27 protein-coding genes and 2 pseudogenes are annotated in these 21,434 nt (G+C 63.4%); 21 read left to right on the forward strand and 8 right to left on the reverse strand.

What is annotated here, in order from left to right:
• Positions 1–120 precede the first annotated feature (120 nt).
• From IB263_RS09485 to IB263_RS09520, 8 genes are all read left to right on the forward strand, one after another.
• On the forward strand, positions 121–357 hold the full coding sequence (locus IB263_RS09485; RefSeq protein WP_034792964.1) for a helix-turn-helix domain-containing protein: 237 nt from the start codon (positions 121–123) through the stop codon (positions 355–357).
• A 546-nt stretch (positions 358–903) separates the two neighbouring features.
• Positions 904–1,113 carry a cold-shock protein gene (locus IB263_RS09490; protein ID WP_034792962.1) on the forward strand — a complete coding sequence of 70 codons (210 nt, stop codon included), beginning with the start codon at positions 904–906 and terminating at the stop codon, positions 1,111–1,113.
• A gap of 126 nt (positions 1,114–1,239) precedes the next feature.
• On the forward strand, positions 1,240–1,515 hold the full coding sequence (locus tag IB263_RS09495; protein ID WP_034792960.1) for a hypothetical protein: 276 nt from the start codon (positions 1,240–1,242) through the stop codon (positions 1,513–1,515).
• A 47-nt stretch (positions 1,516–1,562) separates the two neighbouring features.
• Positions 1,563–1,799, forward strand: coding sequence for a 30S ribosomal protein S21 (gene rpsU / locus IB263_RS09500; RefSeq protein WP_034792958.1), 237 nt, complete (start codon positions 1,563–1,565; stop codon positions 1,797–1,799).
• A gap of 43 nt (positions 1,800–1,842) precedes the next feature.
• Positions 1,843–2,064 (forward strand): hypothetical protein, encoded by a 222-nt coding sequence (locus IB263_RS09505; protein ID WP_060516031.1) that lies wholly within the window; start codon positions 1,843–1,845, stop codon positions 2,062–2,064.
• A 177-nt stretch (positions 2,065–2,241) separates the two neighbouring features.
• Complete coding sequence (locus tag IB263_RS09510; protein WP_192438407.1) at positions 2,242–2,625, forward strand: hypothetical protein; 384 nt, start codon at positions 2,242–2,244, stop codon at positions 2,623–2,625.
• A gap of 597 nt (positions 2,626–3,222) precedes the next feature.
• The gene (locus IB263_RS09515) at positions 3,223–4,137 is read left to right on the forward strand and encodes a pyridoxal-phosphate dependent enzyme (protein WP_060516029.1); all 915 of its coding nucleotides are present in this window, start codon (positions 3,223–3,225) and stop codon (positions 4,135–4,137) included.
• Between the two features lie 115 nt (positions 4,138–4,252).
• Positions 4,253–4,498: a hypothetical protein gene (locus IB263_RS09520; RefSeq protein ID WP_034792901.1), complete on the forward strand. Its 246-nt coding sequence runs from the start codon at positions 4,253–4,255 to the stop codon at positions 4,496–4,498.
• A 106-nt stretch (positions 4,499–4,604) separates the two neighbouring features.
• Here IB263_RS09520 and ilvC read toward each other — a convergent pair whose 3' ends face one another.
• Together ilvC and IB263_RS09530 are read right to left on the reverse strand one after the other, a co-directional pair.
• The gene (ilvC, locus tag IB263_RS09525) at positions 4,605–5,624 is read right to left on the reverse strand and encodes a ketol-acid reductoisomerase (protein ID WP_034792899.1); all 1,020 of its coding nucleotides are present in this window, start codon (positions 5,622–5,624) and stop codon (positions 4,605–4,607) included.
• A gap of 178 nt (positions 5,625–5,802) precedes the next feature.
• Entirely contained in the window at positions 5,803–6,444 is a 642-nt protein-coding gene (locus IB263_RS09530; protein ID WP_112974880.1) for a TetR/AcrR family transcriptional regulator C-terminal domain-containing protein, read from the reverse strand.
• 236 nt (positions 6,445–6,680) lie between these two features.
• Between IB263_RS09530 and IB263_RS09535 the strand changes: the two genes are divergently transcribed.
• Positions 6,681–7,259, forward strand: coding sequence for an AAA family ATPase (locus IB263_RS09535; RefSeq protein WP_192438408.1), 579 nt, complete (start codon positions 6,681–6,683; stop codon positions 7,257–7,259).
• A 24-nt stretch (positions 7,260–7,283) separates the two neighbouring features.
• Here the strand turns inward: IB263_RS09535 and argS are convergent, their stop codons facing one another.
• Complete coding sequence (gene argS / locus IB263_RS09540) at positions 7,284–8,987, reverse strand: arginine--tRNA ligase (protein WP_192438409.1); 1,704 nt, start codon at positions 8,985–8,987, stop codon at positions 7,284–7,286.
• A 387-nt stretch (positions 8,988–9,374) separates the two neighbouring features.
• A complete protein-coding gene (locus tag IB263_RS09545) occupies positions 9,375–10,223 on the reverse strand; it encodes a LysR family transcriptional regulator (RefSeq protein WP_192438410.1) in 849 nt (282 codons plus the stop codon).
• A 178-nt stretch (positions 10,224–10,401) separates the two neighbouring features.
• Between IB263_RS09545 and IB263_RS09550 the strand changes: the two genes are divergently transcribed.
• The 8 genes from IB263_RS09550 (at position 10,402) to IB263_RS09585 (ending at position 17,272) form a co-directional block, all read left to right on the forward strand.
• The gene (locus tag IB263_RS09550) at positions 10,402–11,010 is read left to right on the forward strand and encodes a cysteine hydrolase family protein (RefSeq protein WP_060516024.1); all 609 of its coding nucleotides are present in this window, start codon (positions 10,402–10,404) and stop codon (positions 11,008–11,010) included.
• A 176-nt stretch (positions 11,011–11,186) separates the two neighbouring features.
• The gene (locus IB263_RS09555; RefSeq protein ID WP_192438411.1) at positions 11,187–12,524 is read left to right on the forward strand and encodes an efflux RND transporter periplasmic adaptor subunit; all 1,338 of its coding nucleotides are present in this window, start codon (positions 11,187–11,189) and stop codon (positions 12,522–12,524) included.
• 19 nt (positions 12,525–12,543) lie between these two features.
• The gene (locus IB263_RS09560) at positions 12,544–14,487 is read left to right on the forward strand and encodes a MacB family efflux pump subunit (RefSeq protein WP_192438412.1); all 1,944 of its coding nucleotides are present in this window, start codon (positions 12,544–12,546) and stop codon (positions 14,485–14,487) included.
• 92 nt (positions 14,488–14,579) lie between these two features.
• Complete coding sequence (locus tag IB263_RS09565; RefSeq protein ID WP_192438413.1) at positions 14,580–14,861, forward strand: hypothetical protein; 282 nt, start codon at positions 14,580–14,582, stop codon at positions 14,859–14,861.
• Positions 14,862–14,966: 105 nt separating this feature from the next.
• Complete coding sequence (locus IB263_RS09570; protein ID WP_090294226.1) at positions 14,967–15,392, forward strand: hypothetical protein; 426 nt, start codon at positions 14,967–14,969, stop codon at positions 15,390–15,392.
• Between the two features lie 166 nt (positions 15,393–15,558).
• Complete coding sequence (locus IB263_RS09575; protein ID WP_034792862.1) at positions 15,559–15,957, forward strand: hypothetical protein; 399 nt, start codon at positions 15,559–15,561, stop codon at positions 15,955–15,957.
• A gap of 44 nt (positions 15,958–16,001) precedes the next feature.
• A complete protein-coding gene (locus tag IB263_RS09580; protein WP_192438414.1) occupies positions 16,002–16,700 on the forward strand; it encodes a Type 1 glutamine amidotransferase-like domain-containing protein in 699 nt (232 codons plus the stop codon).
• On the forward strand, positions 16,700–17,272 hold the full coding sequence (locus IB263_RS09585) for a nucleotidyltransferase family protein (protein WP_060516017.1): 573 nt from the start codon (positions 16,700–16,702) through the stop codon (positions 17,270–17,272). Before IB263_RS09580 ends, IB263_RS09585 begins: the two co-directional genes overlap by 1 nt.
• Before the next feature lie 66 nt (positions 17,273–17,338).
• Here IB263_RS09585 and IB263_RS09590 read toward each other — a convergent pair whose 3' ends face one another.
• Positions 17,339–17,563, reverse strand: a complete 225-nt coding sequence (locus IB263_RS09590; protein ID WP_060516016.1) for a DUF1127 domain-containing protein — start codon at positions 17,561–17,563, stop codon at positions 17,339–17,341.
• A gap of 113 nt (positions 17,564–17,676) precedes the next feature.
• Between IB263_RS09590 and IB263_RS09595 the strand changes: the two are divergent.
• Positions 17,677–18,537, forward strand: a pseudogene (locus IB263_RS09595) (LysR family transcriptional regulator); the annotation flags it as partial.
• 60 nt (positions 18,538–18,597) lie between these two features.
• Here IB263_RS09595 and IB263_RS34060 read toward each other — a convergent pair.
• Positions 18,598–18,687 (reverse strand): annotated as a pseudogene (locus IB263_RS34060) (DUF2280 domain-containing protein); the annotation flags it as partial.
• A gap of 33 nt (positions 18,688–18,720) precedes the next feature.
• Between IB263_RS34060 and IB263_RS09600 the strand changes: the two are divergent.
• Positions 18,721–18,912, forward strand: coding sequence for a hypothetical protein (locus IB263_RS09600; protein WP_034792850.1), 192 nt, complete (start codon positions 18,721–18,723; stop codon positions 18,910–18,912).
• Here IB263_RS09600 and IB263_RS09605 read toward each other — a convergent pair.
• On the reverse strand, positions 18,909–19,184 hold the full coding sequence (locus tag IB263_RS09605; protein ID WP_060516015.1) for a hypothetical protein: 276 nt from the start codon (positions 19,182–19,184) through the stop codon (positions 18,909–18,911). The two genes, IB263_RS09600 and IB263_RS09605, sit on opposite strands and share 4 nt — an antisense overlap.
• Positions 19,185–19,435: 251 nt before the next feature.
• Between IB263_RS09605 and IB263_RS09610 the strand changes: the two genes are divergently transcribed.
• Together IB263_RS09610 and IB263_RS09615 are read left to right on the forward strand one after the other, a co-directional pair.
• Positions 19,436–20,185: an SDR family oxidoreductase gene (locus tag IB263_RS09610; protein WP_034792821.1), complete on the forward strand. Its 750-nt coding sequence runs from the start codon at positions 19,436–19,438 to the stop codon at positions 20,183–20,185.
• 338 nt (positions 20,186–20,523) lie between these two features.
• Positions 20,524–20,838 (forward strand): NUDIX domain-containing protein, encoded by a 315-nt coding sequence (locus IB263_RS09615; protein WP_200949856.1) that lies wholly within the window; start codon positions 20,524–20,526, stop codon positions 20,836–20,838.
• A 73-nt stretch (positions 20,839–20,911) separates the two neighbouring features.
• On the opposite strand, the gene IB263_RS09620 is transcribed toward IB263_RS09615, so the two are convergent.
• The gene (locus IB263_RS09620) at positions 20,912–21,364 is read right to left on the reverse strand and encodes an Lrp/AsnC family transcriptional regulator (RefSeq protein WP_034792802.1); all 453 of its coding nucleotides are present in this window, start codon (positions 21,362–21,364) and stop codon (positions 20,912–20,914) included.
• Positions 21,365–21,434: the final 70 nt, after the last annotated feature.

Consider the following 21,434-nt stretch of genomic DNA (forward strand, 5'->3'; position numbering starts at 1 on the left):
TTCTCGCTTATATTAGCGACGCCCTAGGTTCGCACTCATCTGCCTTGAGTCGCATTTCAGTTTTGGGCCCCCTTCAACCGGCAGCGTTCTTTGCCGGTGGACCAACGAAGGAGACACTTCATGTCCTTTAAGAAAGACCTAACCAAGGCTCCAGGCGCATCTCTGTCCCGCGTCAAAATCGGAGCCGCCATCAAGCGTTCGCGTGAAACCGCCGGTTATTCGGTTGACGATCTGTCGGTCACGACAGGCCTGACGGAAATTGAAATATCCAAGATCGAGCTCGGCGCCGATACCGATCCCGCCAAGCTGCAGCGCATCGCCGCCGCACTGCAGGTCTCGCCGCAGACCTTCACCTGAAAAGCGGGGGCGGTGCGCGACAGATACGCGTACCGCCGCCTGACCTCCCCTGCCACGGCTGTCTGGCGTGTTTCCTTTACCCCGTAGCCGATTAAAGGACAAAAGCATGCAGGATTTCAAAGTTCTGCAGCGACCTTCGCCCGTCTGACAAGACGCCCGGCGCTGTCGGGCGCGATGCGGAAGGCCAAGCCAGACTTCTCCCGACAGCAATCACGCAAATGCACCGCCTCCAAAGCGGTCGCGCTGTCGGCTGACCCATGCGCCATATTCAGTCTCCATCGGCAGGGACCGAGCGTTCAATAGAAAGAAAAATAGCGGCACGAAAACCCGCATTTTCAGGCCTTTGACAAGGCTTATACAAGGACGGGAAAATAGATAATTTAATATTTTCATTGAGTTTCAAAAAGTATCGTCTATATATCAACTCATCGAATATTGCTTGTGACCTTTGACACAGCGCTTATGCGCGGCCAGATCTCCTCTCAAATATCGATCACCGCCAGAGAAATATTTTCTGGCAAACTCCACGATTGAAAGGAAATCGTCATGGCTTCGGGCACTGTAAAGTGGTTCAACAGCACCAAGGGCTTCGGCTTTATTCAACCGGATGACGGCAGCACCGACGTGTTTGTCCATATCTCCGCAGTAGAACGCGCTGGTCTGCGCTCGCTCGCCGACGGTCAGAAGGTGACCTTCGACGTCGTCGCCGACCGCAAGTCGGGCAAGAGCTCGGCCGACAATCTGCGCGCCGAATAATTTGTCATTCGCCCTTCTCTGACCACGGATGTACTGGCAGGAAAGGCTTGAATGACGGGAAGAGGTCGGGGAACAACCCGGCCTTTTTGCATCTTTGGCCCCTTCACTTCCGATATGGAGCTCGTCATGAGCCGCACGGCCTGCGAGATCGGCGACAGGGTCAAACTGAGGGCATCCGCCACACAGTCGGCCTTGGTCAGCCCCTTCGGCGTCATCGTCGGCCTTTTGCCCACGGAAGATCGCGGCGAGCCCCGCTTTCGCGTACGGGTCGACGGTGAGACATTTGAACGCTCGGTCCTTGCGACCGACATCGAACACGCCGAGACCGCCACACCGGACCCCGCTCAGGCGGAAGCTACCGGCCCCTGGCTCAAGAAACTGAGCGCCAAGCGCGGCAGATAGGCGCATGCGCCTCGCCCGCGCTGCAATCGACAACAGGAGAACATGTTTTGCAGGTACTCGTTAGAGACAACAACATCGACCAGGCTTTGCGCATTCTGAAGAAGAAGATGCAGCGCGAAGGGCTTTTCCGCGAGTTCAAGGCCCGCAGCAGCTATGAAAAGCCGTCGGAAAAGCGCGTGCGGGAAAAGGCGGAAGCCGTCCGACGCCAGCGCAAGCTGGCGCGCAAGAAGCTGCAGCGCGAAGGCCTGCTGCCCAGCCCCAAGAAGGCGGCGCGCACGCGCTGACCCCTCTGGGTCGGCAGCACCCGCCCGTTTCAGGAGACAGGTCATGACGCCCAACGCTAACGCAGCATTCAAGCCGGCCAAGACCTCCGCGAGCGACAAGGCGGCCGCAACCGATCATACGGCGAGAGCCATCGTTGCGGCTGAAAAGATCGCCCGCGACAAGAAGACCGAAAAGCTCAAGGCGCAACGCCTTGAGCGCGCCGCCGCCGAACCGGCCGCGGAGGTGTCCGCAAGCAAGCCGACCCGGAAATCGCGCCGGTCCTGACTGACACAGAAACACACACCCTCCTGGCCGCCGGCAACGGGCGTCACCCTGAGGTCATCCCAGCACGGTCCACCCGAGACGGAAAGACGCTCCGGGGGTAGAATTCCTGGAAGAGCGCCTTGCGCGCTCGCACGCATGCGCCACGCAAACGACAGTTCCCATCAACAGGAGGGGCCTATGTCATCCGCAGAGCAGCATCCACTGATTCCCTCGGACCTTGCCATGCTCGACGGCGTGCTGCGGCGCGCGGGCTTTCGCCAACATGTCGACCTTGATGACCAGGAAAGCCTCCGTCTTGCCGCCGTCTTTCTGATCGGCAGGTTCCAGGCGGGCGTTATCACCGCCGATGCCCTGCTTTGCGAGCTTCAGGGCCGGAGCGGGCAGCGCACTCCGCGTCAGATTGAAACCGCAAATCTCGAACAGTGGGAGAACGATGGCGGCGCGCCGCAAAGGCGCAGCGCCGTTACCCGCTACACCGGCGCCCGACGCCTCCCCTGGCCGGAGGCCATGCCGCCCCGGGACCTTGCCTCGTTTGCTCGCAAAGGCCCCAAATCGGGATGAGGCTTGTGTGCTGGAACGCAAAAGGGTGCCGCCAAGGGGATCTTCCTTGTGCCGGACACTTTTGAGGCGCATGGTTTGACGATCGACACGGGCCGACTTGGCTTATCGCGGTGTGAGGGGCTCTCGAGCCGCCATATCCTCCTTTATCGACAGCAGCGCATGCGCGCGTTCGCGCCAAGGCGAGCCGCCGTCTGGCCAATTTCGCGGGCTGGGTAGCCATTGTCGTCACTGCCGAATTGCGGGCACCGCATTTCGCTCGAACGAACGGCGACGAGCCGCCGCTTACTCACGATTGGACGAACCCATGTTCCACACGCTGACACACAGACTTCGCCGATACGACTATACCCTGGCGGCAATCAAGGCGTCACTCGTCCTGTCCCTGCTCTTCGTCGCGTTCGTGACGCTAAGCGGCCTCTTGTGGTGACGTCCGCCGCAAATCCATGATGTTCCGTGAGATGACACGCAGCCATCCGCGACGGAGTGCTTCCCCATATTGCGCCGACGTGGCGATCGGGGGCAAATTGCCTCACGATTCTCCCTGAGCTCCGTCACACCGGGGCACCCATCGGCATCGCGCCCGCAACGGAACATCTCATGCCACTTCACCTCGAAACTCCGCTGATCGAATCCCTGCCGCTGGGGCTTGCCTCGGGCCGCTCAATCTTTCTGAAGATGGACGCGCTGCAGCCACCGGGTTCGTTCAAGATCCGCGGCGTCGGCGCTGCCTGCGAGCACCACGCGCGCGCCGGCAAGCGGCGCTTCGTCTCCTCCTCCGGCGGCAATGCCGGCATGGCGGTCGCCTATGCCGGGCGCATGCTTTCGATCCCTGTATCCGTCTTCGTTCCCGAAACGACGACCGAGCGCGCGAAGGGCCTGATCCGCCAGCAGGGCGCCGACGTCATCGTGCACGGCGCCGCCTGGGATGAGGCGAATGCCGCCGCCCTCGCCTCCCTCGATGCCGACACCGCCTTCATCCATCCCTTCGACGACCCGCTGCTGTGGACCGGTCACGCGACGATGATCGACGAGGTCGCGCGATCCGGCCTCGCCTTCGATGCCGTGGTGCTGTCGGTCGGCGGCGGCGGACTGTTTGCCGGCGTTGCCGAGGGGCTCGCGCGCAACGGGCTTGACCACGTGCCGATCCTTGCCGTCGAGACCGAAGGCACCGCTTCGCTGGCCGCCTCGATGGACGCGGGCACGCTGACGGAACTCCCCTCCGTCAGCGGCATCGCAACGTCGCTCGCCGCCCGCAAGGTCAGCGAGCGCGCCTTCGAGCTGAGCCAGACGCGCCCGGTCGAGAGCGTCGTCGTCAGCGACACGGACGCCGCGCAAGCCTGCATCCGCTTCCTCGACGACCACCGCGTGCTGGTCGAGCCCGCCTGCGGCGCCGCCCTCGCCGTCGCCTACGCCCACGCCGACCGGCTGGCGCGCTTCGAGCGCATCCTGATGATCGTCTGCGGCGGTGCGACGACGACGGTCGAAAGGCTGCAGGCCTGGCAGGAGTTTTGAACCAAGCGCCCGGCCTCCCGGCCATTGATATCAGGTTGATCTGGAAATCACCTCTGCGCGAACTTATGTCCTGTACGAAACCACAGCGTGTTCCGGCTCGCGGCAGGGAAGGCAGATGCTTGATACGTTCATTCGCCATGCGACGACCACCCTCCGGGTTCTCTGGTGGATGACGATCGTCGGCACGGCGACCACTTTCGGCACCCTTTACGGCTGGCAGGGTTACGGCTTGGACGGCGCAATCGGCTTCGGTCTGGTTGGTTTCACCGCTGGCGCGGCCTTTGCCGCCCTGTTCCCCGAAATCTGTCTTGAGCTGTTCGGAAGGGTCTTTCTGGGCGTCTTTCGGCTTCTCTGGGATTAGTCTGACCCAATTCCAGGAAAAGCGTGAAGCTATCCGGGAGATGTATGCCAAACGAAAAAAGCCGGAGCATGCGCCCCGGCTTTCTCATTCAACCGTTCGATAAGGCTTAGTTCTTCGCCTTGTCGACCAGCTTGTTCTTGCCGATCCAGGGCATCATGCCGCGAAGCTTGGCGCCGACTTCTTCGATCTGGTGGCTGTCGTTGACGCGGCGGATGCCCTTGAAGCGAGCCGCACCCGACTTGTATTCCTGCATCCACTCGGAGGTGAACTTGCCGGTCTGGATGTCCTTGAGGACGCGCTTCATTTCGGCCTTGGTTTCTTCGGTGATAATGCGCGGACCCGTGACGTATTCGCCCCACTCGGCCGTGTTCGAGATCGAGTAGTTCATGTTGGCGATGCCGCCTTCATAGATCAGGTCGACGATCAGCTTTACTTCGTGCAGGCACTCGAAATAGGCCATTTCCGGGGCGTAGCCGCCTTCGACCAGCGTTTCGAAGCCGGCGCGGATGAGCTCGACGAGACCACCGCACAGAACGACCTGTTCGCCGAAGAGGTCGGTTTCGCACTCTTCCTTGAAGTTGGTCTCGATGATGCCCGAACGGCCGCCGCCGACGCCGCAGGCGTAGGAGAGAGCGAGGTCAAGGGCGTTGCCCGAAGCGTCCTGGTGAACGGCAACGAGGCAGGGAACGCCGCCGCCCTTCTGGTATTCGCCGCGAACCGTGTGGCCCGGGCCCTTCGGCGCGATCATGACGACGTCGAGCGAAGCCTTCGGCTCGATCAGGCCGAAGTGAACGTTGAGGCCGTGGGCGAAAGCGATCGCAGCGCCGTCACGGATGTTGCCGGCGATTTCGGCCTTGTAGATTTCGGCCTGGAGTTCGTCCGGGGTCGCCATCATGATGAGGTCGGCCCACTTGGCGGCTTCTGCTACCGAGAGAACCTGGAGACCGTCGGCCTCGACCTTGGCAGCCGTTGCCGAACCCGGCTTCAGAGCGATGCGGATTTCCTTGGCGCCGGAATCCTTGAGGTTCAGCGCATGGGCGCGGCCCTGGCTGCCGTAGCCGACGATGGCGACCTTCTTCGACTTGATCAGGTTGATATCGGCATCACGATCGTAATAGACGCGCATTGTTGTGGTCCTTCCCGTTGTTTGTCAGTTGCTTCCGCTGCATTACCCGGGAGCTCCGGGCCCTGCAGCAATTCCTGGTGTCGCAGCGACCTTTACGCTTCTTTCGAAGCGCGACGCTGTGACTTTTCTTTGCCGCAGCGACCTTTACGCTTCTTTCGAAGCGCGGCGCTGCGGGCCGTTACCTTTTCGTGCCGTAAAGCGAAAGGAAGGCGGATACCGCCTGCTCCGCCTTGCGGCCAAAACTTTGTCTCATCTCGCCGGCCTCTTCGCCGAGCAGCATCTTCAGATGCCAGTCGGAGACGATCAGCCCATAAAGCGCGCCATAGGCCTCGTCGGCATCGTCGAACGTCAAGAGGCCTGCCTTGCGGCCGGCTTCGAGCAGCGCTGCGGCCCGGCGGCCGATCTGCCGACGCCCGCGTTCCTGCAGCATGTGGCCGAGCTTGGAGCCGTCGCGGCTCGCCTGGCCGATCGCCAGACGGTTGAGCGCCAGCGACACGTCACCGGCGAGAACCTCAAGCAGATCCTTGGCAAAAACGATCAGATGCCGCTGCAGGCTCTCGGCATCGAGCGCGCGGGCGGCAACGTCCTGCGTGCGCACCTTGCTCGCCTGGAAGCCGATCATCGCCGAAATCAGCCCGTCACGATCGCCGAACCACTTGTAGAGGCTTTCCTTGGAGCAATTGGCAGCACGCGCGATTCCGGCCGTCGTCAGCGCCTTTTCGCCGCCGTCGACGAGAAGTCGCAATGCCTGCTCGAGAACGGCGCCCTGACGTTCCGTCAGCCCCTCCCCGGCATTCGCCTCCCTCATCGCCACAGTCATCTGTACGCTGCCTCGCCCTCGATCAGTACCGTACGGTACGGTTCGCAGTGTTCTAGTGAAGCCTCTCCAGAGCGTCAAGACGATTCTTGCAAAGGGGCGAAATTTCGACGGTGACGGCGCAGAAGCAGCGCCATAGGGTGCGAACCGACGGAATGGAGGTCGACCTGCCCTCGTCAGACGCAGGTGTTTGATCGTGGCGCGGTCGACCACGCGATCGATGGAATGGAGTCCAACGCATGCAGCAGCCGGCCCTCGGTATCCTGATTGGAGGAAGCTCGCATGTCGGGAAGTCGACACTCGCCAGGGCTCTCGCAAGTTCGCTCGGGCGGGAGCTGATCTCGACGGACGATCTGGGGCGCCATCCCGGCAGGCCCTGGCCGTCGGTCCGTCCTCAGGTCGCCGAGTATTATGCAAGCCTGACCGACGAGACCATCCATTGGTTCCTGAAAGTGCACCACGAAAACATGTGGCCGCGCATCCGCCAGATCATCGAAAGCCGCCTGGAACACGCTCAACCCTTCGTGCTTGAAGGTGCCGCGCTCCGGCCGGAATATATGGCTCAATTCGAACAAGAGGACATCCTCCCCCTGTTTCTCTACGCGGATGACGCTTTCCTGCGCCGGCGCATGCTGGAAGAATCTCGGCGCGCAGATGTGGACGGGACGAAGGCCGCGATCATCGACAAGTTCATCGAGCGCTCGATCCGCGAAAACAGAGAGATGCTGGAGGCTGCCGGAGCCGTCGACATCCGGTGTATCGATGGCGCGGCGCCCGGCGCGCTCGACGCCTTGGTGAAAGAGTTTTCGGCGGCCTGATCACCGAGGTCGGCCAACCGAACGTTACATGCGCCGCACCGGCTCCATTCCAAGAAGCTCCAGACATTTCCCGATGACCCTTGCGACCAGCCTGCATGTGGCAAGCCGACCCAACGGATCGTCTGCCTTCAGCACCGGGCAATCCGCGTAGAAGCGGCTGAACGCATCTGCCACCTGGTAGGCCCGGTCGGCGATCTCGAAGGATTCGAGCTGTTGCGCCGCCTGCGAAAGCGCATGCGGATACCAGAGACATTCCATCAGCACGGCCCGCTCGGACGGATGGCTGATCGAGACCATCTCGGCTGGAACCATGCCCGCCTCCTCGGCCTTGTCCAGGATCGATGAGATCCGGGCGTAGGCATATTGAAGATACGGACCCGTCCGCCCCTCGAAGGAGGTCATCCTGTCGATGTCAAAAACATAACCTGTGTTTCGCGGCGTGGAGAGGTCGGTAAACTTCAGGGCGCCGAGACCGACGGCCGTGGCCGCCTCGCCTTCAGTCACCTTTTCCGACGACTTGGCAAGCGCCAGATCGATCATGTCGCCGAGCGAGGCGGCCGACCCGTCGCGGGTCTTGAAGGGCTTGCCGTCGCTGCCACGAACGGTGCCGAAGGTCGCGTGCCGCAGTTCGACGCCATCGGCATAACCTGCCGTCCGCGCCGCCGAAAACACGCTGGCAATATGCAGCGCCTGCCGGTCGTCGGTGCAATAGACGATCTGCTCTGCACCGAGATCGCGCACCCGCTGGCGCAGCGTCGCGAGATCCGTCGTGCCGTAAAGCGCAGCGCCGTCGCTCTTCTGAAGAAGCAGAGGTGGTGCATTGTCTGGAAGTCCGTCACCGGCGACATCGATGACAAGAGCACCGTCGCTCTCCCGAGCGAGCTTGCGGGCAACGAGGTCGGCAAGCATGGGCACGACTTCTGCATGCGCATCGCTTTCCCCTTTGAACAGGTCGAAATGCGCCCCTAGCACTTGTGCTGTAGCCGAGATCGCGACCAGGGAAATGGCCCGCATGCGCCCCCAGGCCGCGGTCAGGAGTGGATCTCCGTCCTGCAGTCTCGTGGTCAGCATCCGCGCCCGCGCAAGCGACGTCTCGTCCTGGCAGGCCGCATTGCCCGACCTGTAGAGAATGCCAAGTTCATCGACGGTCATGGCATCGAATGCGCGGGGATCGATGAAGGGCGCGGGGTCGCCGGCTTTCCATCCGGCGGCCAGGGCCGCACCTAACAGAAGCTTGCCCATCTGCAGGCCCCAGTCGCCGAGATGGATATCGGACAGCACGTCGTGGCCGATCTCAAGCAGGATGCGCCGCAGGCTTTCGCCGATGACGAAGGAACGCAGGTGCCCGACATGCAACGCCTTGGCGACGTTGGGTCCGCCGAAATCGATGATGGTGCGCAGCGGCTGCACCTTCTCGGCGGCAAGCGACCCATCGGCCAGCATCGCCGTCGCCTCCGCGGCAACCGCCGCATCCGTCAGCCGGACGTTGATGAAACCCGGCCCGGCGACGGACACCTCCGCGAATTCTTCGCCGCGCGCCGTCTCGGCAACCTCAGCGGCAAGTTCGCGCGGATTCCGGCCGGCGGATTTTGCCAACCGCATCATGTCGTTGCATTGGAGATCGCCGAACTCGGGCCGTGTCGACCGGGCGATGGAGGGTTCGGCGTTAAGGCCGTTCAGTTCATAGGCGCGAGCAAGGGCTGCGAGTGCTGCCGATTTGACGGACATGGATCATTTCCTGAAATTGCATGAAAAGGAGCGCAAAAGCGTTGAGAGCTTCAGCGTCGTCGTTCTGCAATTTTCGGAACCATGTTCATGGCAAACCTCGAGATTGGAGCCCTTCAATAGTCCGTTCGGTGACCGCTGGCAATGTTATGATCGGCTGCGCCGTCACTACGTTGGTGTGGCTCAGAAGGCCCCCTCTTCCGCCTGACGGCACCCACTCGCCCGACAAGGCCCGCCCGATTTCCCGCTAATCGCGGACTTCGTTCGCAGTGCCGGCAGCATGGCACGTCACCTATATCCCCGCCCGCGGGGAGAGCGTTATTCCTCGGGTTAAACCCGATGAGCGGGGCAATGCCTCTGGACACGCGAACACCGCGCCTCAACCAACACCTACTTCCACCCCCGAACCGCCTCTTCGATGAAAGCCGCGACCGCCGCCACGCTCGGCACGCGCGCCCGTTCCGGGTGCATCATCAGATAGACCGGGCGCTCGGCGGCCGCCCCCGGTTCGTCCACCGCCTCGAAACGCGGATCGCGTGAGGCCGAAACCTCCGGCAGCATCAGTTCGGCACCGAGCGAAAGGGCCGCCTCCATCAGGATCTCCAGCTTGTCGGCCGTCAGCGCCACGCGGGCATACGGCCTCAGCCGGTCAAGCGCCTGCATCTCCGGCACATGGGCGAGTGCCGGGCCGTAGCGCACGACCGGGCATGGGCCTTCGCCCTGCCCCCTCGGCCGGAACAGGCGGAAACGCAGCGTGCCGAGGCTCTTCACCCGCACGCTGTCTTCGCCGGTGCTCGCCATGCGGATGGCGATGTCGGCCTCGCGCCGCTCGATGCTCAGCATCTGGTTGTCGGCAACGAGATCGAGGGTGAGGCCCGGATGGCGCTGTTCGAGGCGGGCAAGCGCCGGCGCCAGGATGGCGCTCAAGACGAAGCCGATGCTGGTCACCCGTACCTGGCCCTGCAGTTCCGCCGTGCGCCGCAGCAGCGTCGCCAGCGACAGCGACGCCTCCTCCGAGATCGTCCGAAGCCGCTCGACGACGGGGGAAAGCACCGGCGTCGGCGTCAGCCGGCCGTCGATGCGGTCGAAGAGCGCCGCCCCCACCCGCCGCTCCAGCGCCGCAAGCCGGCGCGACACCGTGGTCTGGTCGACACCAAGCGAGCGCGCCGCCTGGCTGAGCGTCGCACCGCGCACCAGATGATCGAGCAGTTCGAGATCCGCCCATCCCCCTGCATTCATGCAGATAGTCCTCCGAAAAATTCGGATCACTCTGCGCCAACGCAGCCGCTAAGATCAAGCCCATAGACCGACCGCTTCGACGAACCAACGCCAGGGCTACGGCCCCGAAACCACCGCCCGGCCAGGGCTGCCTTCCACCGCCCCCCCTGCGCCGTCCGCACAAACAAGGAGCCTTCCCATGTCCGATTCCGCGCCCGCAGCAACCCTTTTCACACTTGCCGGCGTCACGCTCGCCCCGCCGCCGCTTGGCGAAGCGACGCTGGTGCTGATCGACTACCAGAACGAATATCTGGCCGGCCCCGTGCGCCTGGTCGAGCCGGAAGCGGCGATCGAAAAGGCGCGGCAGTTGCTGGTCGCCGCTCGCGCCGCCGGCGCGAAGATCATCCACGTCGCTCATAAGGGGGCCGCCGGCGGCATGTTCGACCGGGGGGCGCACCGCGGCGCGATCGTCGATGCGCTGACGCCAATCGCCGGCGAAGCGGTGGTCGAGAAGATCCGGCCCAACGGCTTTTCGGACACCAACCTTGCCGAAATCATTGGCCCGGCCGGCACGCCGGTGATCTTCGCCGGCTTCATGACCCACAATTGCGTGTCGTCGACGGCCCGCGCCGCCAAGGATCTCGGCTACGGCATCACCATCGCAGCCGATGCCTGCACCACACGCGACCTGCCATCGGCAAGCGGCACCATCTCCGCCCGTGCCCTGCATGAGGCCGAACTTGCCGGCCTTGCCGACCACCACGGCGCGGTCGTCAATGTCGCCGCGCTGATTGCGGCACGCAGCTGAGAGACCCGTCGTTCCCTTCGAAAACGGGCGTCCGCAGCTGCGGGCGCCTTTCTCTTGCCATGCAGATGGCGAAGATTACGAAAATATAATGATCTCAATGCTTTTCGCCGGGTCCATTCGCTTCTATTTTTGAACCTATCCATTTTGGCATCGGCGATGCCGGTTAGGCGCAAGCGATGAACAAGACAGCCAAGACGGCGCGAGCCGACACCACGCCCCGAGACGATGCGGCGCCCAACGTCACCTTCATTCCCGGTGCGGTGAAGACGGTGAAGCGCAGGCGCCGCTCGCGAGCCTGGCTGTGGCTGCCCGTCATCCTCGCCGTCGCCGGCGCCGGCTATTACGGCTGGACGCGCTATGGAGAGAACCCGGCCTCGACCGCAATGGTGACCGAGGTGGTTGCGCGCGGCGACATCGAAAACAGCGTCACCGCTGTCGGTACGCTCGACGCGGTCAATTCCGTCGATGCCGGCGCCCAGGTCTCCGGCCAGTTGAAGGCGCTGCATGTGGCGATCGGCGACACGGTCACGCAAGACCAGCTCGTCGCCGAGATCGATCCGGCCACCATCGAGAACCGCATCGAGATCGACCAGGCGGAGCTCGCCAACCTTCAGGCCCAGCTCATTTCCAAGAGGGCGCAGCTCGTCCTCAAGCAGGCCAATATCGATCGCCAGCGCAATCTCGTCGAAACCAGGAGCGTGGCGCAATCGACGCTCGACCAGGCGATTGCCGATCTCGCCGCCGCCGAGGCCGACGTCAACGCCATCGAGGCGCAGATCCGCAAGCAACAGGCGACCCTTGCCGGCGACAAGGTCGATCTCGGCTACACCAAGATCTACGCGCCGATCTCGGGCACCATCGTCGCCAACCCGGCCAAGGCCGGCCAGACGCTGAACGCCAACCAGACGACGCCGACCATCGTCACCATCGCTGACCTCTCGACCATGACCGTCAAGGCGCAGGTGTCGGAAGCAGACGTCACCCGGCTGAAGGTCGGCATGGATGCCTATTTCACCCTGCTCGGCCAGCCCGGCAAACATTTTGCCGGCAAGCTTCGCCAGATCCAGCCGATGCCGGACACGGCCAACAACGTCGTGCTCTATTACGCACTGTTCGACGTGCCCAATCCCGAAGGCGAACTGATGATGTCGATGAGCGCCCAGGTGTTCTTCGTGCAAGCCGCCGCCAAGGACGTATTGATCGTGCCGAGCGGCGCCTTGAGCCATCCGGCCAAGGGTACGGGAGATGCAACGGGTGAGAGCAACGGCCGACGCGACGGCCAGAGAAACGGAACCGGAAGCGGGCCCCGCAAGGCGCAGGTGACCGTGGTTACGGCTTCCGGCGCGCTCGAAACCCGCGACGTCGAAATCGGCATTCGCAACCGCGTCAGCGCCGAGATCAGAAGCGGCCTCCAGGAGGGCGAGAAGGTGGTCGTCAGCACCGGATCGACAGGGAGCGGCAACGCCCGCGACAACCGAAACCAGCGTGGCATGCGCATGCCGCCGATGTTCTGATCCAAGCTCGATAGTGGCCATGACCCCGCTTCTCTCACTCAGGCACGTCAGCAAGACCTATTTCAACGGCGACCTCGCCGTCGAGGTTCTGCACGGCCTGTCGCTCGATATCGAGGCGGGCGAGTTCGTGGCGATCGTCGGCCAGTCGGGTTCCGGCAAGTCGACGCTGATGAACATACTCGGCTGCCTCGACCAGCCGACCGGCGGCGACTACCTGATCGATGGCGAGAGCGTCGCTACCCTCGACAGTGACGAGCTCGCGGCCCTTCGCCGCCGCACCTTCGGCTTCGTCTTCCAAAGCTACAACCTCATCCCGACAGCAAGCGCCAAGGAAAATGTCGAGGTACCGGCCGTCTACGCCGGCATGTCCGCCCGCGACCGGCACGACCGCGCCGAGGCGCTGCTTGAAGCGCTGAAGCTCGGCGAGCGCCTCGACCACCGGCCGGGCCAGCTGTCGGGCGGCCAGCAGCAACGCGTCTCCATCGCCCGCGCGCTGATGAACGGCGGCCGGGTGATCCTGGCCGACGAGCCGACCGGCGCGCTCGACAGCCAGAGCGGCTCCGACGTGATGGCGCTGTTGCGCGACATGAACGAGCAGGGCCACACGGTCATCGTCATCACCCACTCGCGCGAGGTCGCCGAACAGGCCGACCGGCTGATCGAGATCCATGACGGCCGCATCGTCGCCGACCGCGCCAAGAAAGCCCGCGTCAACGCCGAAGGGGCGGCCGCCCTCGCCCGCCATGTCAGCGAAGGCTCGGCCGCGATCGCCGACGTCACCGAAGCGGTGAAGATGGCGTTCCGGGCGCTGAAGGCCAATCTGTTCCGCACCATCCTGACCCTGCTCGGCATCGTCATCGGCGTCGGCTCGGTGGTCGCGATGCTCGCGATCGGTACCGGCGCGCAGGATTCCGTTTTGAGCCGCATCTCGTCGATGGGCTCGGATCTGCTGGTGGTGCGGCCGAGCATGGCGAATTTCCGCGGCAGCGCGGGCGGCAGCAACGTGACGCTGGTGCCCGCGGACGCGGACGCGATCCTGGAGGTGCCGAATGTCGCCTTCGCCGTGCCGGAGATGACGAGCTCCGTCACGCTTCGCCGCGGCAATGTCGACTATCAGACCACCGCCAACGGCACCGTACCGCAGTTTACCACCGCCAAATCCTGGAAGATGGCCAAGGGCGAGTTCATCAACCAGAATGACATGGACACCTACGCACCTGTGGCCGTACTCGGCCAGACGGTCGTGAAAACGCTTTTCCCCGACGGCGACAACCCGATCGGGCAATATGTGCTGGTCAACAAGATCCCCTTCCAGGTGATCGGCGTGATGGCGGAAATGGGCGCCACCTCCTTCGGCAACGACCAGGACGACGTGGTGCTGGTGCCGCTTTCGACCGGCAGCATCCGCCTCTTCGGCCAGCGCAACATCCGCACCATCACCGTTCAGGTGAAGGACGGTTCGGCGATCGACATCACGCAGCAGACGATCCAGGCGCTGCTCGACCAGCGCCACAAGCGCCAGGACACGCAGATCACCAACATGTCCTCCGTGCGCGAGGCCTTCACCGAGACCTCGAACACGCTGAAACTGTTCCTCGCCTCGGTCGCCGCGATCTCGCTGCTCGTTGGCGGCATCGGGGTCATGAACATCATGCTCGTCTCGGTCAGCGAGCGCACGCGAGAGATCGGCGTGCGCATGGCGACCGGCGCCCGCCAGCGCGATATCCTGCTGCAGTTCATCATCGAGGCGCTGGTCGTCTCGGCGATCGGCGGCACGCTCGGTGTGGCGCTCGGGCTCGGCACCGGCGCGCTTGCCGGCCAGTTCGGCATGCCCGTTTCCTTCACCTTCGGCCCGGTCGCGCTCGCCTTTGCCTGCGCCTTCCTGACCGGCCTCGTCTTCGGCTTCCTGCCCGCCCGCAACGCCTCGCGCCTGCAGCCGGCGGTGGCGCTGAGCGCGGATTAGGCAAAAGCCACGCTCCTGCCCGCCAGACGATAGACAAGTGTCGCGACACGACCCAAGATGGCAGGCATTGCATGCTTGGGGGATGATTCGCGATGTGGACGGCGTTTGCTGTTTTTTACTGCCTGTTGGCGACGTTCGGCGTCCTGCTTGGCGGCTACATCATGGCGGGCCGGTCAGTGCCGATGTCGACTATCGGCCTTGGCCTGGCTTCCGTGGCCTTCGTGATGGCGTTCGCCACCATCCCGGCCGGAAGCGACGTGGGCGTCACGAACCTCATCTGGCTGGTGCTCGGCCTGGCTCTCAACTATTTCAGCTGGCTCGGCGTCTGGCGCTATGGACGGCGCATGGCGCAGCAACCGGCGCAAGCGCGGTAGAGGCAAGCGTTGCGGGATCTATTCCAGGCTGGTGCGGATCCTGCGGCAAAACCCCGTTCCTTCTGAGGACGGACGAAGCATGCTGGTTGGGAGATAGGCGTCGCGATGTGGAAGGCGTTTGCAGTTCTCTATGGGCTGCTTTTCATTTTCATGCTGTCATCGGCTTTCGTCACGCTACCCCCTGAAATCGCGGTGCAGCTGTCGTCCGCCGACCGAGCCCTGTTCTATGCGGGCCTGGCCGTGGAATTTGCTGCCATGATAGGCGTCTTTGCCTATGCCTTCGGCCTGAGGGTCCCGCCCTTGTCATTTTGGCGGCCATTCAGCTGGGTTCTCGCCTGCTGGTGTCTCTACACGTTGATGGCCGATGCCTGGGATCTCGTCACGCTCATTTCCAGCCCCCAGCCCGGAGACGAAGGCCTGCTGTCGGCCTCCCTCGGTTTGCTGTTCCTGCTCCTTCTCAGCTATTTCGGCTGGCTCGGCGTCTGGCGCTATGGCCGCCGCATAGAGCAGCAGCCGGCCGCCATGGGCTGACAGCGGAACGTCAGCGCGCCAAGCACTCCGGTGAAAGAATGAGAGAGCGGGCGGCATGCAGGCCGTTTGAGGCGTAAGGCCTTGCGACAACCTCGCCCGCCGAACGATAGACAAGGCGCCCATCACCGCCGAAGCTGCCACCAACGCAGATACAGGATGATTCGCGATGTGGAAGGCATTTGCAATTTTCTACGTGCTCAGCCTTGCTTTCGGCCTGGTCATAGGCGCGACGCTGCTCCTGAGCTTTTGGGACGAGATGGCATACGGGATCAAGATCCTCGGCGGCGTCAGCCTGGTCATGGCGCTGGCAACGGCGATCGGTCTCGTCGCTTACGCCTTTAATCTGCAGGTCCCGCCGTTCGGGTTCTGGCGGCCCTACAGCTGGCTGCTCGGCATCCTTCTCGGCGGCCTGTCGCTGATCAGCGTCGTGCGATTTGCCGGTCAGTTCGAAGGCGGTGACGACCTCACCACTCTGCTCTGGCTTTGCCTGTCGCTTCTCGTCAACTATTTCAGCTGGCTCGGGATCTGGCGTTACGGCCGCCGGGTGAAGGCGATCGCGGGCTAGCCCGAGCGAACCGGGCTATAGCCCTTCGTCACGACAGGAAAGACATGCTCAACCTCGTCCTCTACAGCGACCAGATCGTCCCCGCCTGCTCGGCGATCGACCTCAGGCTTGTGGAGATGATGGCGGCAGGCGGCGCTGGAAAACGCATCGCCTATGTCGCCTCCGGTCCGGAACCGGACCGCGGCTTCTTCCTTGCCGGGCAGGGCTATTACGGCAGGCTGGGTCTCGATCTCGCGCTGTTCTTCGATCTCGACGAACCGCATTCGGCAGACGACATTGCAGGGCTCTTCGCCTCAGACGCCATTCACCTTGCAGGCGGTCACACCGGCGGCTTTCTCGAACGGCTGAAGCGAAGCGGCATGCTCGGGCCGCTTCGCGACTGGGCACAGTCCGGCGGCATCCTCATCGGCGTCAGCGCCGGCGCCATTCTCATGGCGCCGACGATCGCGACCGATGCGCTCTTCATCGGTGAACGGCCCGAGGACATCGAGGACGGCGCTGCACTCGATCTCACGCCCTTCGAGTTCTTCCCGCACCTGAGCGACGACAAGAGCTACCTGCCCGCTCTCTTGCGCTACAGCCTGTCGACGCCGCGACCGATCCTTGCCTGCAACGACGGCGACGGCATCGTCGTTGCAGACGGGCGGATCGAGTGTCTTGGAGATCCTCTATGGATCTCGGCGGGAGCCGCGCGAGCACCGGCGGAAAGCATGCTTCAAGGCTTCATGCCGATGCAGATTTGATGACGGACCTGCAGACTATCATCCTGAAGAGCCCGCTCTTGGCTCCGATCCTCGATCGCTGGGACCGGATTGCCCTGCCCGATGGCTGGCTGGCGGCCGGCGCGATAGCGCAGACCGTCTGGAACCATGCCTTCGACCTGCCGCCGACGCACGGCATCAGCGATATCGACATCGTCTATTTCGACGGTGACGACCTCTCGCAAGAGGCGGAGGCCACGCATGCGAAGCGGATCGAAGGCCTGTTTGCGGATCTACCCGTGCGGATCGACGTCAAGAACGAGGCACGCGTTCACCTCTGGTACGAGGACAAGTTCGGCACGCCGATCAGGCCCTATCTATCGACGCGAGACGCGATCGCTACATTTCCGACGACTGCAACCGCCGTCGGACTTCGCCCGTCCCGGGGCGGACTGGAGACCTGCGCCCCTTTCGGCCTTGAGGACCTGCTCGCACCGATCGTGCGCGCCAACAAGAGCCAGATCACCCGCGCCATCTACGAGCGCAAAGTGGAACGGTGGCGCGCCCTTTGGCCGGGCCTTGCGATCGAAAGGTGGGACGTGAGGCCGGCTTGAGACGAGACGCTCCTGTCACTGGCGCCCCACCAGTTGTGGTCGGGAACAGTGCGCGGGCCGAAACCGCTACATCGCGCCCGCCCGTGCGGAGTCCGCATGCGGAACGACGACGGCCCCTTCGCGCGCCGGAACCGGCGCAACCTTGCGCCTTCCAAGCTGAGCTTCCGCCTCCGTCAGGCCGATATCGGCCAGATGCTCAGCATCCAGTTCGCGCAGTTGCTGCAATTGCCAGTACCGCGAGCGCGGCGAAGCAACGAGATAAAAACCGAGTTCCCGAATCATGTCGAACATCCATGTTTCTTTTCCAACCATGGAAACAGTCTGCGCCTCGACATCTCCTAAAAGAAGCTTAGCATTCCTATTCCACGCATAAGAGAAACTTTGACAATAAGAGAAACCTGGGCATGAGTGCTCTCAACCTCGATTATCTCAAAACCTTCGCGCTGGTCGCCGAACTCGGCAGCTTCTCGGCCGCCGCCGAGCGCTTGGGCCTGACCCAGCCGGCGGTCAGCCTGCAGGTGCGGGTGCTGGAGAAGCAGCTCGGCGTGCGCCTGGTCGAGCGGGTCGGCCGCAGGGCGCGGCCGAGTGCGGCCGGCGAGGAGCTGCTGGCCCATGCCGGCAGCATCGAGGCTGCCACCAGCCGGGCGATCGAGGCCGTCGCCCGCCACGCCAAAGGCGTTCTCGGGCGCGTCCGGCTCGGCACCGGCGCCACCCCGTGCGCCTTCCTGCTGCCGCCGCTTCTGGCCGACCTCAAGCGCCGCTTTCCCGATCTCGACATCACCGTGACAACCGGCAACAGCGCCGACATCGTGCGCGCTGTCGACGAGAACCTCATCGACATCGGCCTCGTCAGCCTGCCCGTTTCAGGCCGCATCTTCGACATTACGCCGCTCTTCGACGAGCGCTTCGTGGCGATTGCGCCGCTCGGAACTGCCCTGCCCGATACCGTCACGCCCGCGATCCTGGCTGAACGGCCGCTGATCCTCTACGAGCCCGGCGCCAACACGCGAAGGATCACCGACGAATGGCTGGCCACCACAGGCACGACCGTCAAGCCGGTGATGGCGCTCGGCAGCGTCGACGCGATCAAGGAGATGGTCGCCGTCGGCCTCGGCTCAGCCCTCGTTCCGGAAATCGCCCTTCGCCCCGGCGACCGGGAACGGCTGGTGGTGCGGCCCGTCACCCCAACGCTCTTCCGCCGCTTCGCCCTGGTGCTTCGAAGCGACAAGCGGCTGGACCGGGCGCTGCGCGAAACGCTGGCCGCGCTGAAGACAACGGCGACTGGACTAGATACGCCCGAGGGCCGGACGCAGGGCCGCCAAAGGCGCCGCAGCGACGACGGGCGGGCTGTCGAAGCATGCCAGAGCCTTTACGATGTAGGTCTTGACCTCATCGCTTAGTTTTGGTTTGGCCATTGATCTGTCAAAGTGCAGTCAAAGGAGCAAGCAGTGACGAAGTACGATCCCGACAGATTGAAACTCCGCATCCAGGGACGCGGCCTGAACACATGGAACTGGCAGCTACTGCTTGATGGCAAGCAGCTCATAAAATCCGGAACCATCTCGGGCTCAAGACGCAATGCCGAAGTCGCGGCTGAGGCAGTCATGCGCGATATGTCAACTGCGCCGGATAAAGACTAAGCGAATAGAAGCTGGCAGGTGCCGCAGGCATGGGCGATCTGCACTCTGGCGATCTCGGGTTTCTGGTTGGCTGTATCGACCATGGCCCGGACGCCGGCAGCATCTGCACCATTATGTCTGACCACGCCGGCGAACGCCTCGGACGTCGTGTGCACGGATGACGAAGACTGGGCGGCCGGGTTGTGGCCGCGATAGTCGGTCAGTGCCGCCTCCGCGGCGATCAGCCGGAAGGCGTCAGGCTTCGCCACCATCGACCAGAGCCGCCTCTTCATGCAGGCCGTGCCGTTGCATTCTCCGTGCCGACGCTGAAGTCGAGGTCCGTCTCGATCCGCGCCGCGCTGCAATGGCGGCTGCCGCCATAGGTCCTCAGCATCCCTTCTTCGCTGCCCTCGTTGTCGGCCCGGACTATGCCACCGGGGCGATTGAGAATCTGCGCCGTCACAATCACCGATCGGAAATCGGGTGGGCGCTGATGCCCGCCGGCAGTAGTCAGGGCGCATCAATCAAGAGAAGGGAAAAGTCCATGACCATGCTGCAAGACAAGATCGTGATCGTCACCGGCGCCTCCTCCGGCATCGGCCGTGCGGTCGCCAGGCTCTTTGCCGCCGAGGGTGCGAAGATCGTCGCCAACGCCCGCGGCGAAGAGCAGCTTGACGCCGTCGTCGAAGCGATCCGCGAGGACGGCGGCGAAGCGATCGCGGTTGGCGGCGACGTCACCGCGGAAGAAACCCATATCCGGCTGGTGGAAGCGGCGCTCAAGCATTTCGGCGGCCTCGACATCGCCGTCAACAATGCCGGCGCGGTCAACGTCATGAAGCCGGTCGCCGAGATCACGTTCAAGGAATGGCAGCAATCGCTTGCCACCAACCTCACCTCCGCCTTCCTCGGCGCCCGCCACCAGATCCCGGCAATGCTCGCGCGTGACGGCGGCTCGCTGGTCTTCACCTCCACCTTCGTCGGCACCAGCGTCGGTATTCCCGGCATGGCCGCCTATGGCGCGGCAAAGGCCGGCCTGATGGGCCTCGTCAAGGGCATCACTGCCGACTATGGCGCAAAGGGCATCCGCGCCAATGCGCTCCTGCCCGGCGGCGTCGACACGCCGGCGGCCGGCAGCAAGGAAAACAAGGAATGGGCGGCCGGCCTGCACGCGATGAAGCGCATCGCCCAGCCGGAAGAAATCGCCCAGGCCGCCCTCTTCCTCTCAGGCCCGATGGCAAGTTTCGTCTCCGGTGCGGCGCTCTTTGCCGATGGAGGGAACGCTGCAGTGAAGTAACGGCAGCTCAAGCGCCGGGGGCAGATTTCTAGTCATGCTCCCGGTCAACCGGCTTTTCCGGTCCAGATAAGACGACGCCTGTCAGGATGGTATAGCCGGAAAACGCCGGGTTGTGTCACACCAGAAACAATCATTGCGAGCGTTGCCAAATTGCAAGATCTTCGGCTTTGCAAAAAATCGGGATTCATCGAAGACGAGAGTTGAGCTTCGCTCAGCAAGCGCAGGGTTTCGCAAATGGCCTTCATCCCCTTCAAGGGTGCAAAAATCGCATTGCTCTTTCAGGGGCTTTTGATTGCCTACCAGCGTGATCAGAAGCCGGAAATCCCCTTCCCCGGCATGTGGGATCTTCCGGGGGCGGACGAGAAGATGATGAGAGCCCGGTCGAGTGCGCAATCAGGGAGACCCGCGAGGAGTTCGATATCGCGGTCGATCCGGCGTGGATCGTGTGGACGCGGTATTATCCGGCGCAGAATACGATCGCCCCTGGAAGTTACTTCCTTGTTGGCAAGCTCGAAGAGGGTTTCGGGCCTGTAAGGTTTGGCGACGAGGGCCAGCAGTGGGCAATGATGTCGATCGCTGACTTCCTGAAACACCCTGAAGTCGTCGAGAGTTTGAAGAGTAGATTGCGCGATTATCTCGTCGAAAACACTTGATCGGGATCCCGTCGGGACCGCCGGCCCGCCAGCGCCTGTCGTTTCGGGTCGTCCCCCGTGGTTCGGTGTCTTCTCACACCGGTATCTCCGTCGTCTCCTTGCCGGTACGGATCACGAAGGCGGTGTAGTAGCGCGCGACATTGGTTTCCTCGCGAAACAGCCGCTCGGTCAGCGCGTCGAGCTCGTCCATGTCTTTCAGCCGCAGCATCAAAATGGCGTCGGTCTCGCCGCTGACGCTGTAGGCCTGGATCACTGCCGGCTCCTTTTCCGCCATGTCGAGGAAGCGGCGGATATATTGCTCGCCGTGGCGCTCGAGCTCGACTGTGATGATCGCCTTCATGGTGCGACCAGCCTTTGCCGGATTAAGCACCGCGACGATCCGGTCGATGACGCCGGTCTCGTGTAGCCGCCTGATGCGACGCAGGCAACTCGATGGCGAAAGGCCAACCTCTTCCGCAAGCTCGGCATTGGTGCGAGAGGCATCCACCTGCAAGAGCCTCAAGAGCTTGCTGTCGATCTTGTCCATCCCCGTCCGTCCCCCTGTTGCGGTCATTTGCAATTTTATTGCACAAAGGTGCATATTTTGACCACAACTG

Source organism: Ensifer sp. ENS03, assembly GCF_014852035.1.
Taxonomy (GTDB): domain Bacteria; phylum Pseudomonadota; class Alphaproteobacteria; order Rhizobiales; family Rhizobiaceae; genus Ensifer; species Ensifer adhaerens.